The organism is Prescottella subtropica (assembly GCF_005434945.1).
Classification (GTDB): Bacteria; Actinomycetota; Actinomycetes; order Mycobacteriales; family Mycobacteriaceae; genus Prescottella; species Prescottella subtropica.
In genome coordinates, this window is the sequence record NZ_SKCH01000022.1 from 40,603 (window position 1) to 59,424 (window position 18,822).

13 protein-coding genes are annotated in these 18,822 nt (G+C 64.2%); 9 read left to right on the forward strand and 4 right to left on the reverse strand.

The genetic code is table 11. From position 1 onward, the window contains the following. The first annotated feature begins 18 nt into the window (after positions 1-18). Entirely contained in the window at positions 19-378 is a 360-nt protein-coding gene (locus E0497_RS16605) for a hypothetical protein (protein ID WP_137725902.1), read from the forward strand. Between the two features lie 75 nt (positions 379-453). On the opposite strand, the gene E0497_RS16610 is transcribed toward E0497_RS16605, so the two are convergent. The 3 genes from E0497_RS16610 to E0497_RS16620 all read right to left on the reverse strand — a co-directional run bounded on the left by E0497_RS16610 (position 454) and on the right by E0497_RS16620 (position 2,444). Then, complete coding sequence (locus E0497_RS16610; RefSeq protein WP_137725903.1) at positions 454-1,080, reverse strand: HNH endonuclease; 627 nt, start codon at positions 1,078-1,080, stop codon at positions 454-456. Then, positions 1,077-1,541, reverse strand: a complete 465-nt coding sequence (locus E0497_RS16615; protein WP_137725904.1) for a helix-turn-helix domain-containing protein — start codon at positions 1,539-1,541, stop codon at positions 1,077-1,079. The genes E0497_RS16610 and E0497_RS16615 overlap by 4 nt, the downstream gene beginning before the upstream one ends. A gap of 165 nt (positions 1,542-1,706) precedes the next feature. Further along, entirely contained in the window at positions 1,707-2,444 is a 738-nt protein-coding gene (locus E0497_RS16620) for a hypothetical protein (protein ID WP_137725905.1), read from the reverse strand. Between the two features lie 92 nt (positions 2,445-2,536). Between E0497_RS16620 and E0497_RS16625 the strand changes: the two genes are divergently transcribed. After that, a protein-coding gene (locus E0497_RS16625) for an IS5 family transposase (protein WP_421958354.1) occupies positions 2,537-3,345 on the forward strand; the annotation gives its coding sequence in 2 pieces (ribosomal slippage) (positions 2,537-2,893 and positions 2,896-3,345; 807 coding nt in all). A gap of 254 nt (positions 3,346-3,599) precedes the next feature. On the opposite strand, the gene E0497_RS16630 is transcribed toward E0497_RS16625, so the two are convergent. Further along, complete coding sequence (locus E0497_RS16630) at positions 3,600-4,160, reverse strand: hypothetical protein (RefSeq protein WP_137725907.1); 561 nt, start codon at positions 4,158-4,160, stop codon at positions 3,600-3,602. A gap of 349 nt (positions 4,161-4,509) precedes the next feature. Between E0497_RS16630 and E0497_RS16635 the strand changes: the two genes are divergently transcribed. The 7 genes from E0497_RS16635 (at position 4,510) to E0497_RS16665 (ending at position 18,439) form a co-directional block, all read left to right on the forward strand. Then, the gene (locus E0497_RS16635; protein ID WP_206663649.1) at positions 4,510-5,127 is read left to right on the forward strand and encodes a hypothetical protein; all 618 of its coding nucleotides are present in this window, start codon (positions 4,510-4,512) and stop codon (positions 5,125-5,127) included. Further along, entirely contained in the window at positions 5,124-7,202 is a 2,079-nt protein-coding gene (locus tag E0497_RS16640; RefSeq protein WP_137725909.1) for an N-6 DNA methylase, read from the forward strand. The genes E0497_RS16635 and E0497_RS16640 overlap by 4 nt, the downstream gene beginning before the upstream one ends. Before the next feature lie 137 nt (positions 7,203-7,339). Then, complete coding sequence (locus E0497_RS16645; RefSeq protein ID WP_137725910.1) at positions 7,340-9,313, forward strand: type I restriction-modification system subunit M; 1,974 nt, start codon at positions 7,340-7,342, stop codon at positions 9,311-9,313. Beyond that, positions 9,310-10,659: a restriction endonuclease subunit S gene (locus E0497_RS16650; RefSeq protein ID WP_137725911.1), complete on the forward strand. Its 1,350-nt coding sequence runs from the start codon at positions 9,310-9,312 to the stop codon at positions 10,657-10,659. The genes E0497_RS16645 and E0497_RS16650 overlap by 4 nt, the downstream gene beginning before the upstream one ends. Further along, the gene (locus tag E0497_RS16655) at positions 10,656-12,443 is read left to right on the forward strand and encodes a DUF262 domain-containing protein (RefSeq protein WP_137725912.1); all 1,788 of its coding nucleotides are present in this window, start codon (positions 10,656-10,658) and stop codon (positions 12,441-12,443) included. Before E0497_RS16650 ends, E0497_RS16655 begins: the two co-directional genes overlap by 4 nt. Before the next feature lie 54 nt (positions 12,444-12,497). Then, the gene (locus E0497_RS16660) at positions 12,498-15,608 is read left to right on the forward strand and encodes a type I restriction endonuclease subunit R (RefSeq protein ID WP_137725913.1); all 3,111 of its coding nucleotides are present in this window, start codon (positions 12,498-12,500) and stop codon (positions 15,606-15,608) included. Between the two features lie 44 nt (positions 15,609-15,652). Beyond that, positions 15,653-18,439, forward strand: a complete 2,787-nt coding sequence (locus E0497_RS16665) for a DUF4365 domain-containing protein (RefSeq protein ID WP_137725914.1) — start codon at positions 15,653-15,655, stop codon at positions 18,437-18,439. Positions 18,440-18,822: the final 383 nt, after the last annotated feature.

Sequence of the window (18,822 nt, forward strand, 5' to 3'; positions counted from 1 at the left end):
TAGCGGGTGGGCGCCATCGTGGCCGTGTCGACCGCGGCGGTGGTGATCATGTGTGCGGTGCCGTTGGTGTTCCAGACGATGCGCACCGCCGGCGGGAACTGCGGGACGGTGTGGGCGTCGTCGGAGACGTGGACGTTCACCTCCACCTACGACGGCCCGAGCGGGTATTTCGGTGGCGGCCGCTCGCCGGAATCCTCGAAGCGGGCCGCGATCTCCGGATGGTGGGCGAACATGGAGCGCGGCGCCGACGTGTTCGAGGCGTGTGAGGACCTCCATCACGACCGGCGGATCCTGCTCCTCACTATGGGGGCGATGGCCACGATTCTGCTGGGTGTGGGGATCGCCGCGTGGAGGGCCGACCGCCGCCGGCACCCCTGACCGGACGGAAAGGGGGCGCGTGCAGTCGGCGGCCTCGGGGGCGGGGTTCGGTCGAGGCGGATCCCGGCCGGGCGGTTACGGATTCGTGAGCGCCGCGTCGAGGGCGTCGAGTCGATCGGTCAGTCCCTGCCAGTCGGTGTGGGGGACCGGTCGTAGGGTCCAGCCGATCTCGTCGAGGAGGAAGTGCCGGCGGGCGTCGTTGCAGGCGTAGCAGGTCGTGACCATGTTGTCGGGGGTGTCGCGGCCGCCGCGGGCGAGGGGCACGACGTGCTCGAGGCTGGCGGTGTGTGTCCAGTAGAGCAGGTGTGTGGCCTCGAATTTCCAGTTCCGATGGTGGGGAAACTCGAGCGGGATCAACTCCGAGATACGTCTGGTCACGCGCAGGTCGAGGGTGTGGGCCCCACAGATCCGGCATGTCCACCGGTCGCGGTCGAAGATGCCGGATTTCACCCGGGTGGGCACCGTGCGGCGGGCGGCCCGCCCGGTGACGGCTGCGTCGGCCGGGGTCTGGTGGTCGGCCACGGCGGCGAGTCGGCTGCGGCGGACCGCGCCGATTGCGTCGAGGTCGAGGGCGGCCGCGGCGGCCCGGGCCTGCGGGATTTGCTGTGTGACGAGGAGGTCGACGATGTGTGCGACTTGCTCGGTGACCTGGTCGGCCACCACTAGCGCGGGGTGGGCCCTGTCGGGGGAAACGAGTGTCATCCGTTCTCGGCCAGCGTGTCGAGGAGGGTGTCGTAGTCCTCGCCGGTGAGGAATCCGTCGGCCAGGGCGCGTCCGATCTGCATGGTGAAGCTGCCTTCGACGATGGGAGCGCCGTCGTTCACCCAGGGCAGCGGGTTCGGTTCGGCGGGGCGCTCGTAGTCCCAGTCGGCCAGCTCGCGCAGCGCGACAGAGCGGTCGAGCTCTCCGGCGGCGCGCCGGACCGCGATCTCGTAGGGGGTGCCGCCGTGCGTGCCGGGACGGATGTCTGGGGCCTCGACGCGGGCACGTCGGAGCATGTCGCTGATCGTCGGCTGGCTGACGTTCGCGATCTTCGCCAGCGCGACCTGCGTATAGCCGCTTTCGTGGAGCTGACGCAGATCACGGAGCCGGGCGATATGGGCGGCGGCTTCCTTCGCCCGGTTACGGCCGTAGTCGACGATCAGCTGCTCGGGATCCATCATGCCGCCCTCCTCTATCGGGAATCCTATATCCCCTGGACAGGAAGGAGCCGCGCCCGATCGTCCTGCTACGGCCCGTCCCGGCACGCTCTCCAGGCCGACGGGATTGCCGGCGCCGGTCCTGCTCCTACGACGCCGATATCAATCCCTTATGCAACCGCGGGTCGTTCAGGTGCGTGCCGCGTAGCGGGGGTAGAGACGGCGGGCGACGTCGCGGATGTGCGGTGGGCAGTTGCCGACGATGTCATCGGAGACTGATGCCTGGGCCTCGTACAAGGCGACGGCCGCTTCCGTTGTTGTGGCAGCTGCATACAGAAAGTCGGCAACGATGTTGGACAGGTCGGTCACATCGTGCAGGTAGTTCGTTGTCCAGGTATAGCCGTGCGCGATCCCTGAAGCAATCGCGTACATCGACTTTGATACTTCAGCCATCGGTTGGACCGTCTGACTGGTCAGATTGTCGTCGATCCACAGTGCCGCACGTTCGATGGTCTGGTCGAACTTGAGCGCGTGCTTGATGTCAGTGAGCTCGTCGAGGACCGCTGCCGCTGCGGTTCGGGTGTCTTCGAGTTCGCTTCGCGCTTCGGGCGTGGCAGAGACTGCACCCGAGTCGATCCTTGTGATCTGCTCCTCGATGTACTTTTTCTGCGCCAGCACTTCGTCCTTAGTCACTCGTAGCGCTCGAATCCTGCGTTCGTCACGACTCTCGTCCGAGAGAATCCACACGGTGCGTGAGGCCGACTCCAGCGCTGACCTGCAGAGAGTTATCAACGAGACGGTGCGGAGCTTTCCGCTCTCGTCCCACTGATCGACCAGGTTCACCACGGTAGTCAGGTTCTCGGCGGCGCTCATCGCAGGGAAGAGCGCGTGATTCAGTACAGGTTGATCGGTCGCATACTTCGCCACGATCGGCGGGACCTCTCGGTCGTCCAAGTAGATCGAGCTACTAAGAGCATGTCTCATGTGGATGAACGGTCTTGCCGGGCATAGCCTGGGGTATGACCGATACGTTGTCACTTCGGTTGGTTCCGGATGCGTTGTGGGAGATCGTCGAACCGTTGATTCCGCAGTTCACGCCGCGTCCGCAGGGTGGGGGTTCGGCGCCGGTGGACGATCGGGCGGTGTTCACCGCGATCGTGTACGTCCTGGCCAGTGGTTGCGCGTGGAGGCAACTACCGCCGTCGTTCGGGGTCACCGTGCCGACCGCGCATCGCCGGTTCACCGCCTGGGTGGCGGCCGGGGTGTTCGAGGAACTGCACCGTGCGGTTCTCGACCGGCTCGGCAGCTCCGGTGAGGTGGACTGGTCGGCGGCGATCCTGGACGCGGCGAGTGTGCGGGCGAAAAAGGGGGGTCTGGGACCGGGCCGAGTCCGGTCGACCGCGGCAAGAAGGGGTCGAAGATCCACGTCCTGTCCGATGCCGACGGAATCCCGCTGGTAGTCGCGGTGTCCGCCGCGAACATCCACGACAGCCGGCTGCTGCAGCCGGTGGTGTCCGCGATACCCGCGGTCAGGTCCCGCCGCGGTCCCCGCCGGCACAGGCCGGGTCGTTTGCGGGCCGACAAGGGCTACGACTCCGACAGTCACCGCCGGTGGCTTCGTGAACACCGGATCGTCCCGCGGATCGCGCGCCGCGGTATCGACAGCAACGATCGACTCGGCCGATACCGGTGGAAGATCGAACGCACCCTGGCCTGGCTCACCGGCTACCGGCGGCTGACCATCCGCTACGAACGCTACGGCGAAAACTTCGCAGGATTCCTCCACCTCGCGGCCGCGTTGACCTGCTTCAAGAAACTCCCCACATGAGACATGCTCTAAGGGTCGGTCGGCTTGGAGCGATGCGCCACTGCTCGAATCGGCGAGCCGCTTTCGCTCGCTGTTCCACTCGTCGTCGAGATGGAACCAGGGCCCGAGACAGGAGAGCCCGGATGACCGCGGCTTCGGGCGATTCAAGGTTGAACGTGCTGTGCGAGGTCGGCTGACCGGCCCGTTTCTGACTCTGTCGCCGGTTCGATCTACTCATTCTGGAGTCCTTCTTCTCGCTGTGTTTTCAGGAACTGCTACCCGAACCGCAGCCAGCTTCGTGCTGGCAGCCCCATCGAGCGATGAGCCAGAGGGATCGTCGGCACGGCTCGTGGGGTCGGGTCGACGCGCACGATGCGGCCGCCACCGGCGGTTGGTCTCGGGGCTGGTAGTGGCGGGTAGGCGTCGGGGTCGGTCCGCGGGGTGGAGATTTCGCGGCCGGCTGCGATGCACCATTCCTCGGAAGTGGTCATGTGGCCGTTGAGTCGGCCGGTGTTCAGTCGCATCTTCGTTGCTCGGCCGCACTCCGGGCAGGTCACCGGCACGGCCCGGCCCAGTCGTTCCGCGTCCGAGGAGCGGGACCGGTGCGACCACGTGGCGGGCTCGAGGTTGCACGAGCGGGAGCCGATGATCGTCCGCGCGAGCATGTGGAGGGGGATGCGCTTGCCGACGGTGAGGGCGCGGCGCTGCAGCCGGGACAGCAGTTCCACGGCGACCTCCCGAAGATCCTCCGCCCCGGCGGACGCACCATCGGTGATCTCCGCCAGTGGGACGAGGCCGTGGGTCTCCATCTCGGCGACGGTGTAGAGGAACAACACTTCGTCGTCGCAGCAGGCGCTACACCGCGGCCCCGGGTAGCGGGTCTGCGGTTTGCTGCAGAACGAGCAGGTCCCCTGATGTCGACGTCCTCTGTGCGTAGGTGTGGCCATGTCCCCTCCTTGGTAGCCGGCACGTGTGTGCCGGCTCTCGATCTGTCTGGTTGGCAGTGTCCTGGAACGGTCCGACAGGACGGTGTCCCGGCCGGGGGACATCCCCGGATCGGGGTCTCTGCAGCCGGGCACTTGTGGCCGGCGTCGAACTGAAGTGCCAGCTGGTGCCGCTTTCGCGGCAATGAAACACGCTGCTGTATACAACTCAACCAGCCGGAAACTTAACACATCACAGTCTGTGTACTTGCATACAGATAGTCATGTCTGTATGGTTCTCATCAGAAATGATCATCAAGTTTGCCGCCGACAGAGCGAGGCCACCATGAACGTCGTCCCCTTCCGCCCCACGCAGGTTCACGCCACCCCCGCGCCGGCGCACACCCTCATCGCGACCCGCCGCCTGCCGGCTGCGCGACGCCTGCACCTGCTCGACATCGAGAATCTGTGCGGCACGAGCCACCTGACCACGAGCATGGTCATCTACGTCCTCGACGCCTACCGGCGCGAAATCGGTATCGGCCCTTCGGACCACCTTGTGGTGGGGGTTTCGCACCACAACGCACTCGCTGCCGGCCGGATCGTTCCCGACGCCCGGATCTGCGTCCGATCCGGCGCGGATGGCGCTGACCTCGCGCTCCTCGACATCCTCGACAGTGAGCGAGTCCAGGACCGGTTCGCTGAGATCTGCCTCGGTACCGGCGACAGCATCTTCGCTGACCCCGCCGCGGCGATGACCGGAGGAAGAGCCCGCATCCGGGTCGTCGCAGGCTTCGGTGCCGCGTCCCGACGCCTGCGTCTGGCCGCCGGCGCTTTCACTCAGCTGACCTTCACGTCTTTTGTTCAGGAGCACGCATGACCACGCCGCCCGCCGACACCATCTCCACGGTCGCGATCGCGGAGATCCTGGGTGTCACCCGCGGCACCATCACCAACTGGAAGAGCCGCAAGGCCGACTTCCCCGAGCCGGTGGCCGGCACCGTCCGCAGCCCCCTGTACGACCGGCAGGAAATCTTCCGGTGGCTGATCGCCAACGGTAAGGCCACCGGCCAGCAGCTCAGCGCCCCGAGCGTCGGTCAGGTCGTCGTGCAGCTGTTCGATCTGATCCGTAGCCAGGGGGTTTCCGCGGATGTCCTCAGCGCCGCTACCTGCTACATCCGGCTGTCCCGGAACACGGACTTTCCCCCGTCGTGTCGATGGACCGAGGAGCTGTCGCCCGGGGAGGTCGCCGACGCGATCCGGAATGCCGACCAGTGGGCGCGCTCCAGCGACGTGACGTACGGGATGCCGATCTTCGCCCCACTGGCCAGGGCACTCGACACCCCGGCGGGTGCACGGGAATTCGTCGGCCACATCCTCGAGCAGATCGCGGGGGTGCATGATCTCGAGGCGCTACACGCGGCCCTGCTGCATGCTGCCCGATCTACTCCGTACGGGGAGGGATCGTTGCCCGACGATGTGGCCACGATGGCGGCCCAGCTGATTCCGGACAGTGCGACCAGCATTCTCGACTACTACTGCACCAGCGGTTCACTCGTCGTCGCGTGCGGAAAGCAGCACCCTGCTGCGGATCTGGTGGCAGCCTCACCGCGCCTCGACGTCCTCGAATCTGCGGTCCGGTGGGCTCTGATCGCGGATGTCGGCCTCGAGGTCGTCGACGGTGATGTCCTCTGCGGCACCGCCATGGACTACCGGGCCGATGCGGTGGTGTGCCACGCCCCGTGGGGGATGAGATTGTCGGACCGATCGCGGTCGATGATCCGTGACACCGATCCGCGATGGATGTTCGGCACTCCTCGCGGAGACCTTCACTCAGCCCTCCTGCAGGATGCGATCTACCGACTCAACCCGGGCGGACGCGCCGTGGTGCTCTGCCCCAAATCAGTCCTGTTCAACAACTCGAGCAGAACCATCCGTGAGGGACTGCTCCGCCAGGGATGCCTCGACGCGGTCATCTCCGTTCCTCCGGGAGCTCTGTCGAACACCGGAATCGGCTTCTGCGTCCTGATCCTCACCCGCCCCGGCGAGGCCACCGACACCGAGAACGTGCTGCTCCTCGACATCGACAGCCCACCCACGCGGGGGGAGCGCCCCGACTTCCCGGACGCGGTCCGCTGCTATCGCCAGTGGTTCGACACCGGCACCGTCGATGCCGACTCCGGGAACGCCTTCCGGGCACCCGTCCGCGACATCGTGGCCCCCCACGGGTCACTGGACCCCACCAAATGGCGGGAAGCCGCGAACCGGCCCGACACCGACACCCTCACAGACACCCTCGACCTTGCCCGCAGAGAACTGGAGAACGCCCTGACCGTGACGACCGCCCTGGACACCCACTGGACCCCGCAGGTAGACCGTGCCTCCCGCTACGCCACCATCGGCTCACTGACGGACATCACGATCCACCGCGGCGTCTCGTTGGATCGGCGCGTCCTCGACGCCGACTCTGGCCGCGGCGTCCCGGTACTCTCCGTCGCAGTTCTCCGCGGCCGCACCGACGAGATCCGGATGGTCGACCCGGACACCGTCCGCGGCCGGATGGTCCTGACCGAACCCGGCGACGTCATCACCTATCCGACCCCGAACGGCATCGTCGCCACGGTCTGGGACCAGCCAGGATGGCTGCCCAACTCGCACTCGGAGATCCTGCGCATCACCGACCCCGAGGCGTTCGACCCGGAGTTCCTCGCCCTGTGCCTGTCGTCTCGCCTGATCACCGACCCGGTGACGGTCGGCACGGTCATGCCCCGTGCCCAGTCGAAGAACGTCACGATCCCGCTGATCCAGATCACCGACCAACGCTCGATCGTCGCCTACCGCCGGCAGGTCGACCAGATCGCCGCGCAGGGACAACGACTCACCCAGGCCGCCGACGAACTCCGGCGCGCCCTCGCCGACGCCGCAGCCAGCGGCATCACGATGGCCCCGTCATGACCCCGTGAACTGACCACCAGCCCATCCTTTCGCGTCCCGAACCTCAGACGAGGCCGGCAGCGCACCGCCGACACCGATTGTCGGCGCCCACAGATACCGTGCATCGACCCATCGAACACCGAAGGACCAGCCCTTTTATGGCCACCACCAACGCCAGTCTGATCTGGAACATCGCGAACCTGCTGCGCGGCCCCTACCAGCCGAACCAGTACGGCGACGTGATCCTGCCGTTCACGATCCTGCGCCGCCTCGACGCGATCCTCGCCCCCACCAAGGATCAAGTGCTCGCCGAGTACAAGAAGACCCAGGGACTCGGGATCGACCCGTTCGTGGTCCTCAAATCGAAGTTCGCGCTGCCGTTCTTCAACACCTCCGTGTGGGACTTCGGCAAACTCGCCGCCGACCCCGCCGGCCTGGCCGACAACCTCCTCGACTACCTCGAGGGCTTCTCCACGAACATCCGCGACGTGTTCGACGGCTACGGCCTGCCCACCCTGATCGCCGAACTCGACAAGAAGGACCGCCTGTTCCTGATCGTCAAGGAATTCGCCAACGTCGACCTGCACCCGGACCGGGTCACCGGGCACGACATGGGCTACATCTTCGAAGAACTCATCCGCAAGTTCGCCGAATCCAACAACGCGCAGGCCGGTGACCACTTCACCCCCCGCGAAGTCATCGCCCTCATGGTGGATCTGCTCTACGCCGACCAGGACCTCGAGCTCACCGCACCCGGGATCGTGCGCACCATCTACGACCCCGCCTCCGGCACCGGCGGCATGCTCTCGACCGCCTACGACCACCTCGTCGCCATGAACCCGGCCGCGAAGCCGGTTCTGTTCGGGCAGGAGATCAACCCCCGCTCCTACGCGATGTGCAAATCCGACATGGTCATCAAGGGCCAGAGTGTCGACAACATCTACCTCGGCGACACCCTCTCCGACGACGGCTTCTCCGGGCACCACTTCGACTTCCTGCTCTCCAACCCGCCGTTCGGCGTCGAATGGAAGAGCCAGCAGGCGACCGTGACCGCCGAACACGAACAGCAGGGCCACGCCGGCCGCTTCGGCCCCGGACTTCCCCGTGTCTCGGACGGCTCGCTGCTGTTCCTGCTGCACCTGATCAAGAAGATGCGCCCCGTCCGCACCCCCGCCGACAAGGGCTCCCGCCTGGCGATCGTCCTCAACGGATCCCCACTGTTCACCGGCGGCGCCGGCTCCGGCGAGTCGAACATCCGGCAGTGGATCATCGAGAACGACCTCCTCGACGCGATCATCGCCCTGCCGACCGACATGTTCTACAACACCGGCATCTCCACCTACATCTGGATCCTCGACAACAAGAAAACCGAGGAGCGCAAGGGCAAGGTTCAGCTCATCAACGCCGTCGACATGTTCGGCAAGATGCGCAAATCGTTGGGCTCCAAGCGCAAGCAGCTGCGTGACGAGGACATCAAGCTGATCTGCGAGCTGTACGACGGCTTCCGCAACGACGAGGGCACTGACGAGCCTGCCCTGTCGAAGATCTTCGACAACACCGCGTTCGGGTACCGCACCATCACCGTCGAACGCCCCCTGCAGCTGTCGTTCCACGTCCACGAGGACACCGCCGAGCAGGTCCTCACGGTCAAGGCCATCGCCAAGCTGCCCGCTGATGAGCAGACTGCAGTCCGGGATGCGCTCACCGCACTCGCCGGCCGGTCATGGTCCAACCGGGACAAGTTCGTCGCCGACCTGAAAACCGCACTCAAGATCGCCGGCATGACCAAGCCCGGCGCCCCCGTCGTCAAGGCCATCTGGGGTGCGGTCGGCCAACACGACCCCGCCGCCGACAGCGTCATGTCGAAGGGCAAGCCCGACGCCGACTCCTCCCTTCGTGACACCGAGAACGTGCCCCTCACCGAGGACATCGAGGACTATTTCGACCGCGAAGTCCTCCCGCACGTGCCCGACGCGTGGATTGACCACGACAAGACCAAGATCGGCTACGAAATCCCCTTCACCCGCCACTTCTACCGTTACATCCCACCCCGACCCCTCGACGAGATCCAGAAAGACCTCCGCGGCCTCGTCACCGAGATCCAGGCCATGCTCGCGGAGGTGGGCGCGTGAGCTGGCCTGCCTATGCGGAGTACGCGGAGTCTGGTATCGATTGGCTCACGCAAGTTCCAGCGTCCTGGCGAATCGAACGAATGCGAAACATCTTCACGAAGATGCAGCGGCCCTACGGGGAGGATGCTGAGACCGTGACGGCCTTCCGGGACGGAACCGTCACACGCCGCTCGAACCGGCGGACGGACGGGTTCACCGAAGCCGACAAGTACATCGGGTATCAAGGCATTGAACCCGGTGATTTGGCCATCCATGCGATGGATGGGTTCGCTGGTGCGATCGGAGTGTCCGACTCGCAAGGCAAGTGTTCCCCTGTGGTTTCGGTATGCCGTGCGAGCGGACTGGAGGATCCCCACTACTTCGCTCACATCTTGCGGCACATCGCCCGGTCTGGGTTCCTTACGGCAATCGCGAAGGGAATCCGTGAGCGATCAACAGATTTCCGATGGGCTGATGCACGGGACATCTGCGTCCCCTGCCCGCCTATTGAGGAGCAGCAAGCAATCGCGGTCTTCCTCGACCGTGAGACCGCCAAGATCGATGCGCTGATCGTCAAGCAGGAACAGCTCATCGCCACCCTGCGCGAGGACCGTGCCGCCACGATCACCCAGGCCGTCATGAAGGGCCTCGACCCGAACGCCGCGATGAAGGACTCAGGTACATCCTGGCTCGGTTCGATTCCAGAGGACTGGACCGCGTGCCGACTCGGGCGGTTGTGTCGCTCAGTCTCAGACGGCCCCCACTTCTCTCCCGCGTATGTGGATGAGAGCGAGGGGGTGATGTTCCTTTCTGCACGCAACATCAAGGTCGACGGGTGGTCGCTCGCGGACTCGAAGTTCATTTCAGAGGACGACTACGTGGAGTTCTCTCGACGGGTCGTTCCCGAGCTTGGTGATGTCCTATACACCAAGGGTGGCACCACTGGAATTGCAAGGGCAGTCGACATCGAGGGTCGATTCCAGGTGTGGGTTCATGTTGCTGTGCTGAAGCTGATCAGGGGCACCGTTACGCCGGAATACCTTGCGTACGCATTGAATAGCGCACCCTGCTACGAGCAATCTCAGCTCTACACCAGAGGTGCGACGAACAAGGACCTCGGGCTGAGTCGTATGGTCCGCATCCAACTTGCGCTGCCTCCGGTCCAGGAGCAGCAGGAGATTGTCGACTTCCTCGATGACCGCTGCGCGAATGTCGACGCCCTGATCGTGAAGTCGACCGAGGTGATCGGGACGTTGCGTGAGTACCGGTCGGCGCTGATCACGGATGCGGTGACGGGGAAGATCGACGTCCGCGGCGCGGTCGTAGAAGAAGCGAATATCCTTGTGGCGCATGGGGGAATGAAGTGATCAAGTCTGTCGACAATGTTCCGGTGTACACGCTGCTGAGCCCGGAGAACACGATCGTGTACCGGATCCCGACGTACCAGCGGGAGTACTCGTGGAGCAAGCAGCAGTGGGACGACCTGTTCGACGACCTCCTCGACTCGGTCGGTGATTCCGGGCATTTCCTCGGCACGATCATCTGCGTCAACCAGACCGAGAACGCCACCCAGGAAACCGTGCTCGAACTGATCGACGGACAGCAGCGCATGACCACCCTGTCGCTGCTGCTCGCCGCCATCCACGGTTGCCTCGAGGCTCGGCGTGACCAGCTCGACGAGGACGATCTCACCGACCTGACGAACCTGCGCCGCCAACTCGTACTGCGTCGCCCCATCCGGCCCCGGCTGCGGCCCCAGAAGCAGAACTCCAACTACGAGGACTACCTCAACGTCCTGTCCCGTATCGGTATAGACATCGAACACCCCAAGGTTCGTAACCTCGGGAACCGGCGGATCATGCGGGCCTGCACCCACTTCACCAACCGTATCGAGTCCCGCGCCGACGAAACGGGTCGGGATGTCATCGACATCGCGCTCGACATGCTCGGCCGCGTCAAGAACGCCACTCTCGTCAAACTCGAGGTCGAAAGCCACTCCGATGCGTTCGTGCTGTTCGAGTCGTTGAACAACCGCGGGATGCCGCTCACCCCGATCGATCTCATCAAGAACAATCTCCTCGCGGCCTCTGATCGGCGGGACGGTTTCGACACAGACAAGGTGTTCGCCCGCTGGAACGACCTACTCGCCGACCTCGGCGACGACTACAAGAACCAGGAACGCTTCTTCCGGCAGTACTACAACGCGTTCAAAGCCGCCCTGCCGGCGGTTGCGAAGGCCCCGATCGCCACCCGCACCAACCTGATCCGCATCTACGAAACCCTCATTGCCGCTGATCTGGCGGCATTCCTCGACGGCATCACCACCGTCGGCTCGGCCTACAAGCGGATCATCGGCAACCTCGACGACGAGGACACCCGCACCGGACTCGACAGCGCACTCCGGGCGCTGTCCCGCGCCCAGGGATCACCGTCCCACATCCTGCTGCTGTTCCTGATGCTCCGCCGCGACGACCTCGACCTCACCGAGACGCAGCTCGAGCAGATCACCCGACTGCTGGCGAGTTTCTTCGTGCGCCGCAACCTGACCGGCACCCCGCAGACCTACACCCTGCAGGCCCGGTTCATGGATCTCATCGACCAGGTGACGCCGCTACGGGGCGACGACGTCGAGGCCACCGTCCGAGAGGGCCTGCGCCGGGTCTCCGCATCGGACGAGTACTTCCTCGAGAAGCTGTCCGGGCAGATCTACGACGAGAACGCGGACGTCGCACGATTCGTCCTGGTCTCCCTCGCCGAACATGGATTCACCAAGGAGACGTGGACCGACCTGTGGGAACGCGAAAGCACCCACTACAAGTGGACGATCGAGCACATCCTGCCGCAGGGTGTCAACCTGCCGGAGGAATGGGTTGCCATGCTCGGCGGGGACCGCGAGACCGCCGGCGACATCCAGCAGCGTGTCGCTCACACACTCGGGAACCTCACCATCACCGGCTTCAACAGCAACCTCGGCAACCGCTCCTTCGCCTACAAGAAGGACCGCAAGGACGGGCGCGGTAACGCCATCGGCTTCCGCAACGGACTCAGCCTGAATGCCGACGTCGTCACCGCCGACCAATGGACCGAACATGAGATCGAGGCACGCACCGCGGTACTCGCACAACGCACGCTCGAACTGTTCCCGATCTGACGGCCACTACCGCCCACCAGATCTGATCGAGCCGCAAGCCAAGGAGAACCAGCGTTGCCACAGCATCACGAGTCCGTCCTCGAGGACGAAATCTGCCAGTACCTCGCCGCTCACGGCTGGTTGTACTCGCCGGACGACACCGGCTACGACCGCGACCTCGCGTTGTTCCCGGAGGATGTGTTCGCCTGGCTGGCGGAGACGCAGCCGGTCGAGTTCGAGAAGCGGATCAAGCCGGCCGACACCCGGGAGGTGCAGGAGAAGGCGAGGACGGCGCTGCTGCAGCGTCTCGCGAAGGCCCTGTCCGCGGACTTGAAGGCAGACGGCGGCACGCTTGCCGTCCTGCGGCGCGGGTTCAGCGACTTCAACGCGTCGTTCGCGATGTGCCAGTTCCAGCCGAACTCCGGCCTCAACGTGTCGACCGCGCAGAAGTATGGGGCGGTGCGGTTGCGGGTGATGCGGCAGGTGCACTACTTGACGTCGAACACCAAGAAATCGATCGATCTGGTGTTCTTCGTCAACGGAATCCCCGTCGCCACAGCCGAACTCAAGACCGATTTCACGCAGTCGGTGGCGCATGCGATCGAGCAGTACAAGAAGGACCGGGCCTCGAAGGGGGAGCCGCTGCTCACGTTCGGCAAGCGGGCGTTGGTGCATTTCGCGGTGTCGAACAAGGAAGTCCACATGACGACCCGGCTCGCCGGGCCGGCCACGGTGTTCCTGCCGTTCAACCGCGGCAACAACCGTCGGGCCGGGAACCCGGTGAACCCGGACGGGTCGGCGTCGTCGTATCTGTGGGAGACGATCCTGCAGCGTGACACCTGGCTTCAGATCCTCGACCGGTTCCTCCACCTGGAGGTCACCGAGCGCAGAGACCCCGACACCGGCAAGAAGATCCGCAAGGAAACCCTGTTGTTCCCGCGGTTCCACCAGTGGGAGGCCGTCACCGCGCTGGTGGCCGCCGCCCGTAGTGAGGGGCCGGGGCACAAGTATCTGATCCAGCATTCGGCCGGGTCGGGGAAGACGAACTCGATCTCCTGGCTCGCCCAACGCCTGGCCAGCCTCTACAACGAGGCGGACGAGAAGGTGTTCTCGTCGGTCATCGTGGTCACCGACCGCACCGTCCTCGACGCCCAGTTGCAGGAGGCGATCCACCAGATCAACCGCACCACCGGCGTCGTCGCCCACATCGACGGCCTGACCGGCTCCAAGTCCTCGGAGTTGGCGGATGCGTTGGAGTCGGGGACGCACATCATCATCGTCACGATCCAAACGTTCCCCTACGCCCTGGATGCGATCGCCGACCGAAAGTCGCTGCAGGGCCGCTCGTTCGCGATCATCGCGGACGAGGCGCATTCGTCGCAGGCCGGTGGGGCGTCGAACAAGCTCAAGCAGGTCCTCTCGCAGGCCGAGTTCGACGAGGTCGCCGACGGCGCGGCGGTGTCCGCGGAGGACATCCTGGCGGCGGAGACGAAGGCCCGTGCGGAGGCCGGCAACATTTCGTTCTTCGCGTTCACCGCGACCCCGAAGGCCACCACCCTCGAGTTGTTCGGGCGCACGGGCGCGGACGGGACGCCGCGGCCGTTCCACCTGTATTCGATGCAGCAGGCCATCGATGAGGGCTTCATCCTCGACGTGCTGCGTAACTACACCCCCTACAAGACCGCGTTCCGTCTCTCCCATGACGGGCAGACGTACGCCACCGACGACACGAAGGACGGCACGATCGCCGTCACCAGCGGCGCCGGCGGCTCGGATGCGGATCTGGTGGATCGGTTGGCGGCGGTGAAGTCGGTGATGAACTGGGTGAAGCTGCACCCGACGAACATCGCCCAGAAGGTCGCGATCATCGTCGAACACTTCCGGGAGAACGTCGCCTGGCGTTTGAACGGTCAGGCCAAGGCGATGGTCGTCACCTCTTCCCGCAAGGCCGCGGTCCGCTACAAGCTCGCCTTCGACCGCTATGTCGCCGACCACGGCTACACCGACGTCGCCGCCCTGGTCGCATTCTCCGGCGAGGTCAAGGACCCCGAATCCGGGACGGTGGAGCCGTTCACGGAGACCAGCATGAACCCCGGCTTGAAGGGCCGGGATCTGCGCGATGCGTTCGCCACCGACGAGTTCCAGGTGATGTTGGTGGCCAACAAGTTTCAGACCGGGTTCGACCAGCCGAAACTGGTCGCGATGTATGTCGACAAGAAACTCGGCGGCGTCCAAGCCGTCCAGACCCTGTCCCGCCTCAACCGCACGTATGCGCCGCTGAAGGACCAGACGTTCGTCCTCGACTTCTCGAACGAGGTCGCCGACATCGTGGACGCGTTCTCCCCGTACTACGAGGCCACCACCCTCGCCGATGTCACCGATCCGAACATCGTCCACGACACGATGCGCAAACTCGCCGTCGCCGGCCTCTACGAGGCCTCCGAAGTCGACGGCCTCGTCGATGCCTACCTCGCCCGCAAGGGACACGAGGCGTTGGAGAAGTGGGTCGCCCCGGCGGCCGAGCGGTACACGATCCGTATGCGTGATGCCGTCGAGCACAACGACGCCGCGGCGGTCGACGAGCTGGCGATGTTCCGCAAGGACGCCGGCACCTACGTGCGGCAGTACGAGTTCCTGTCCCAGTTGTTCGACTACGAGAACCCGTGGCTCGAGAAACTCGCCATCTATCTCAAACTCCTCGCCCCGCAGCTCAGCGGTGGGGAGAAGCAGACCCCGATCGACCTGTCCGCGGTGACGATCGACTACCTCGGCCACCACGAACAGGCCCAGCAGCATGGCACCCTCACTGCAGGCGTGCAGTTGGAGCCGGCCAAGGAATCGGGCACCGGGACTGTGAAGGATCCGGACATGGTCGCGCTCGAAGAGGTCATCGAGAAGATCAACGATCTGTTCTCCGGTGACCACCCCGACTCGTCCGTCCGGAACGTCGTCACCCACATCAAGGATCGGCTCGAGGAGAACGAGAACCTGCAGCAGCAGGCCAAGCACAACAGCCTGGCCCAGTTCTCCGCGAGCCCCGACATCGACATCGCCTTCGTCGACGCCGTCATCGGCGCGATGGACTCCTCGGCCGATCTGTCGGTGCAGATCCTCAACAACAAGGGCCTCGCGCAGAAGCTCCTCGGGGAGCTGCTACCGGGAATCTATGCACAACTTAGCAATTGACCGTCGTTGAAGAACAAATCTGAATCGAGGAGCAGGCGCATATCATGAGGGCGAGTACTCGTGGGCAGACCGGCGCCATCGGCGAAACGGCGGTGGCATTGAAGTTCGAGAAGCTGGGTTGGGGTGTGGCTGAGAATCCGACGCAGCATGACCTCGGCACGGACCTGTGGCTCCAAGCGCGCGATGACCGCGGTTTCGACCTGGGGGCGCTGGTGGGCGCACAGGTCAAGTCTGGGGATTCATTTTTCTGCAAACCATCAAACGAGGCTGATGGACACCAGGCTGGGTGGTGGTTCACTGACTCCGATGATCGTCATGTCAAGTATTGGACCGACCATCGGGTGCCGCATCTGCTGGTTCTACATTCGCCGGAATCTGAGGTCTCGTACTGGGTACACGTCACGAGAGATAAAATCGTGTCGACTGGGAAGGGAGTGAAAATTCTTGTTCCAGAATCGAATACGGTCGACCCGGATCACTTCGGAGACCTCGTTCGGGTCGCGGTAGGTGATCGGGACGGGGCTCAGTGGGAAGGCAGCACGTGGGACGGCGGAAGGTCGGTCCTCCGAGCCGACAGGCTTCGCTATGCCCTCCTGACGCCCCGATTGATCGCACCGCACCCCAATCTTACGGTCACCGAACTCACAGCCGAGTCGGCCATCGCGCTGCTCATCAAGATGCGCCTGCGAGACCTTGACCCGGACAACCATCGCGAGACGAAGGTCCCGAGCGTCGACGAAGCGAGGTTGTCTCAAGACTGGGCATGGCGGCTCTACGCCGCGATGTATGACTACCTCGTCAACGGGAAAAAAATCGAGGATGTTCGGGAACTGATCGATACCGCAGACGAGCCCTTTCAGAGAGCATCTGCAGCGGCGATCACCTGCGCACTGCTTGTTGAGGAAGGCGAACCTGAACATGCTCTGGAGGCAGTGACGTTCGTTCTCGATCAAGATGATTGCGACCCCGTCGACCATGCCTGGCTCATGACCCACAAGGCGCGATGCTTAGCTGAGTTGGGTCATCTGGAACAGGCATACAAGCACGCGGTCGAAGTGCAGAACCTACGCGGCACATCCACGCAGGACCCGACGGTGATGGCTATCGTGGGGTCAAGCTCCGATCTGATCTTCACGATCAGCGGGTGGCACTCTAGCAACATGTCCGCGGCGATCACCGGGCGCGATACTCTGGCTGCATGGTGGCGCACCCAGGAGGTCGCCTGGGGCTTGCAGCACAACTGGCAGTCGGCGTTCAAACAATGGGCTCACGATGCTCGCAGAACATTCGGAGCTAGCGATGAGACATGGCTGCGACTCCGTGCGGCCTCCCTCATAGCAGGAATGAGCGCTGACCAGAACGCATGGCGCCATACCGCAGGAATGCTGGCAGAGCGGATCCTCACAACGGCCAAACCAGATACAGATCACACCGCGAGCGCCAAGGCGCTGGGGTTGATGAGGACAGCCGGCGACTCCGATTCCGTGAAGCTAGCGGCTCAACATCTCCTTCGCGTCGGTCCAGCCCAAGCGGTGATCGAGGACGCGAGTCGCGTCGACCTCGAAGGGTCCACGCGGACCTCGATTCGAGCAGACCTGGAGATGCTGCGACACGCAGCCGACGTTCTTCCCACGGAGAATGTCGACCGGCACACCCGATGGCTCCTGGCCGTGTTGCAAGATCCGAGTTCTTTCGTCGAGCATTTGCGTCCTATGTTCCTTGTCAACCCGATCGTTCTCGACACGTTGTCAGATCTGACGCCTGGTGCTTCGGAATCTGCGATCCGCGAGGTCATCGACCACCTCGTGGCGCTGCCTCTCCAAGACGATCAGAGCGACGCCCATCATTACGCCGCGCTGATGTCCAGCATCCCGGATGACGCCTGGACAGATCTCGACCGTCGAGCGCTGGCAGCTAGGGACGGTGACAACTTCGAACTCGTCGAAGCGATCACTACCCTGCTTGCAGATGCGGATTTCGGCGTTCGAGAAGCGCAACGCAGCAAGATCGCCAGAGGTGACCTCGCAGCATTGCGGGCGTTCGGTGATGTCCGGGACCTGGACTCTGACACAGTGCAATCTCTCATCGCGCACCTGACCGAGAAGATCCTTTCCGAAGTCGATGAACTGAGAAACGGACAGCACTCCATCGGTGCCATGGACTTCGCCGGTACCCTCGTTCTCATCAACAGATGGCACCCCTCAGAGGCGAACTGGGATCCAGTCGTATCGATACTTACGGTGAGGGCGCCGTTCTCTGAGCACTTGTGTGAACCACTGAAGCAACTCAAGCGGTTCGGATCGGAAATCCCAGAGCCTATCGTCGACGTTCTCGTGCCCGTCCTTCGAGAGATCATGACGAATCCTCCACGTCCGCATCCGTTCTTCGGCTCTCCTGATGTGAGTGGAGATGCGGCGGCTGCTCTCGCTGCAATCAGCCCGGACGCCGTCACTGATCCTGAGCTGTGGCAACTCATCAATGGAGATGAACAGGGTCGTATTGCAGCCGTCCACGTGGTCGCTGCCCGGAACAGTCCCAGTGACCTGACGACTTTGGCTGTACTCGCGAATGATCCTGCGACACGGGTGAGGACAAGAGTGGCCTTCAGTCTCGCTCGACGGGTAGCGCAGGGTGTAGCCGTGCAGCCTGCGCTCGAACTGCTCACTCATGTCCTGGACGACTCGGGCACCCGCGTTGCGCAAGCGGTCGCGGCGCAGCTCGCGCAAACACAACCTAGTGACATGACAGCTCCTCTTGCTGAGATGCTGAAAGATCATCCGTCATCAAGGGTTCGGCGCGCGCTACGCGTACACGAGTCGTTGTCCATCTGAACCGGTCAGTTCTGCCGGTTGGATGCGGGGACATGCGCATCCAGGGAGTAGGAGCGCACTGGATGTGACTGCACGAGGCACCGTCTCACTTCCTTGACGGTGAGTCGATCCGCGCCGGCACCGGGCCGGAACGGATCGCCCCAGCTCGCCGCGTCCCATAAGTTCGTACCGATACTGCGTGCCGGAACGTCGATGCGGGAACAACTTTCGGCACGGCCTCGGGAGAGTCCCCTGGGGTGGTGTAAACCGGGATCCCCGAATCCGTGACCGTGTCGGTCCCGGAAGCGGAAGAGCCACCGCGTGAAGCTCTGTGAGTACCGACCAAGGAACTCACGACAAGGAGACCACGCGATGGCCCTGGACCAGTCTGCCCTATCCGAGCT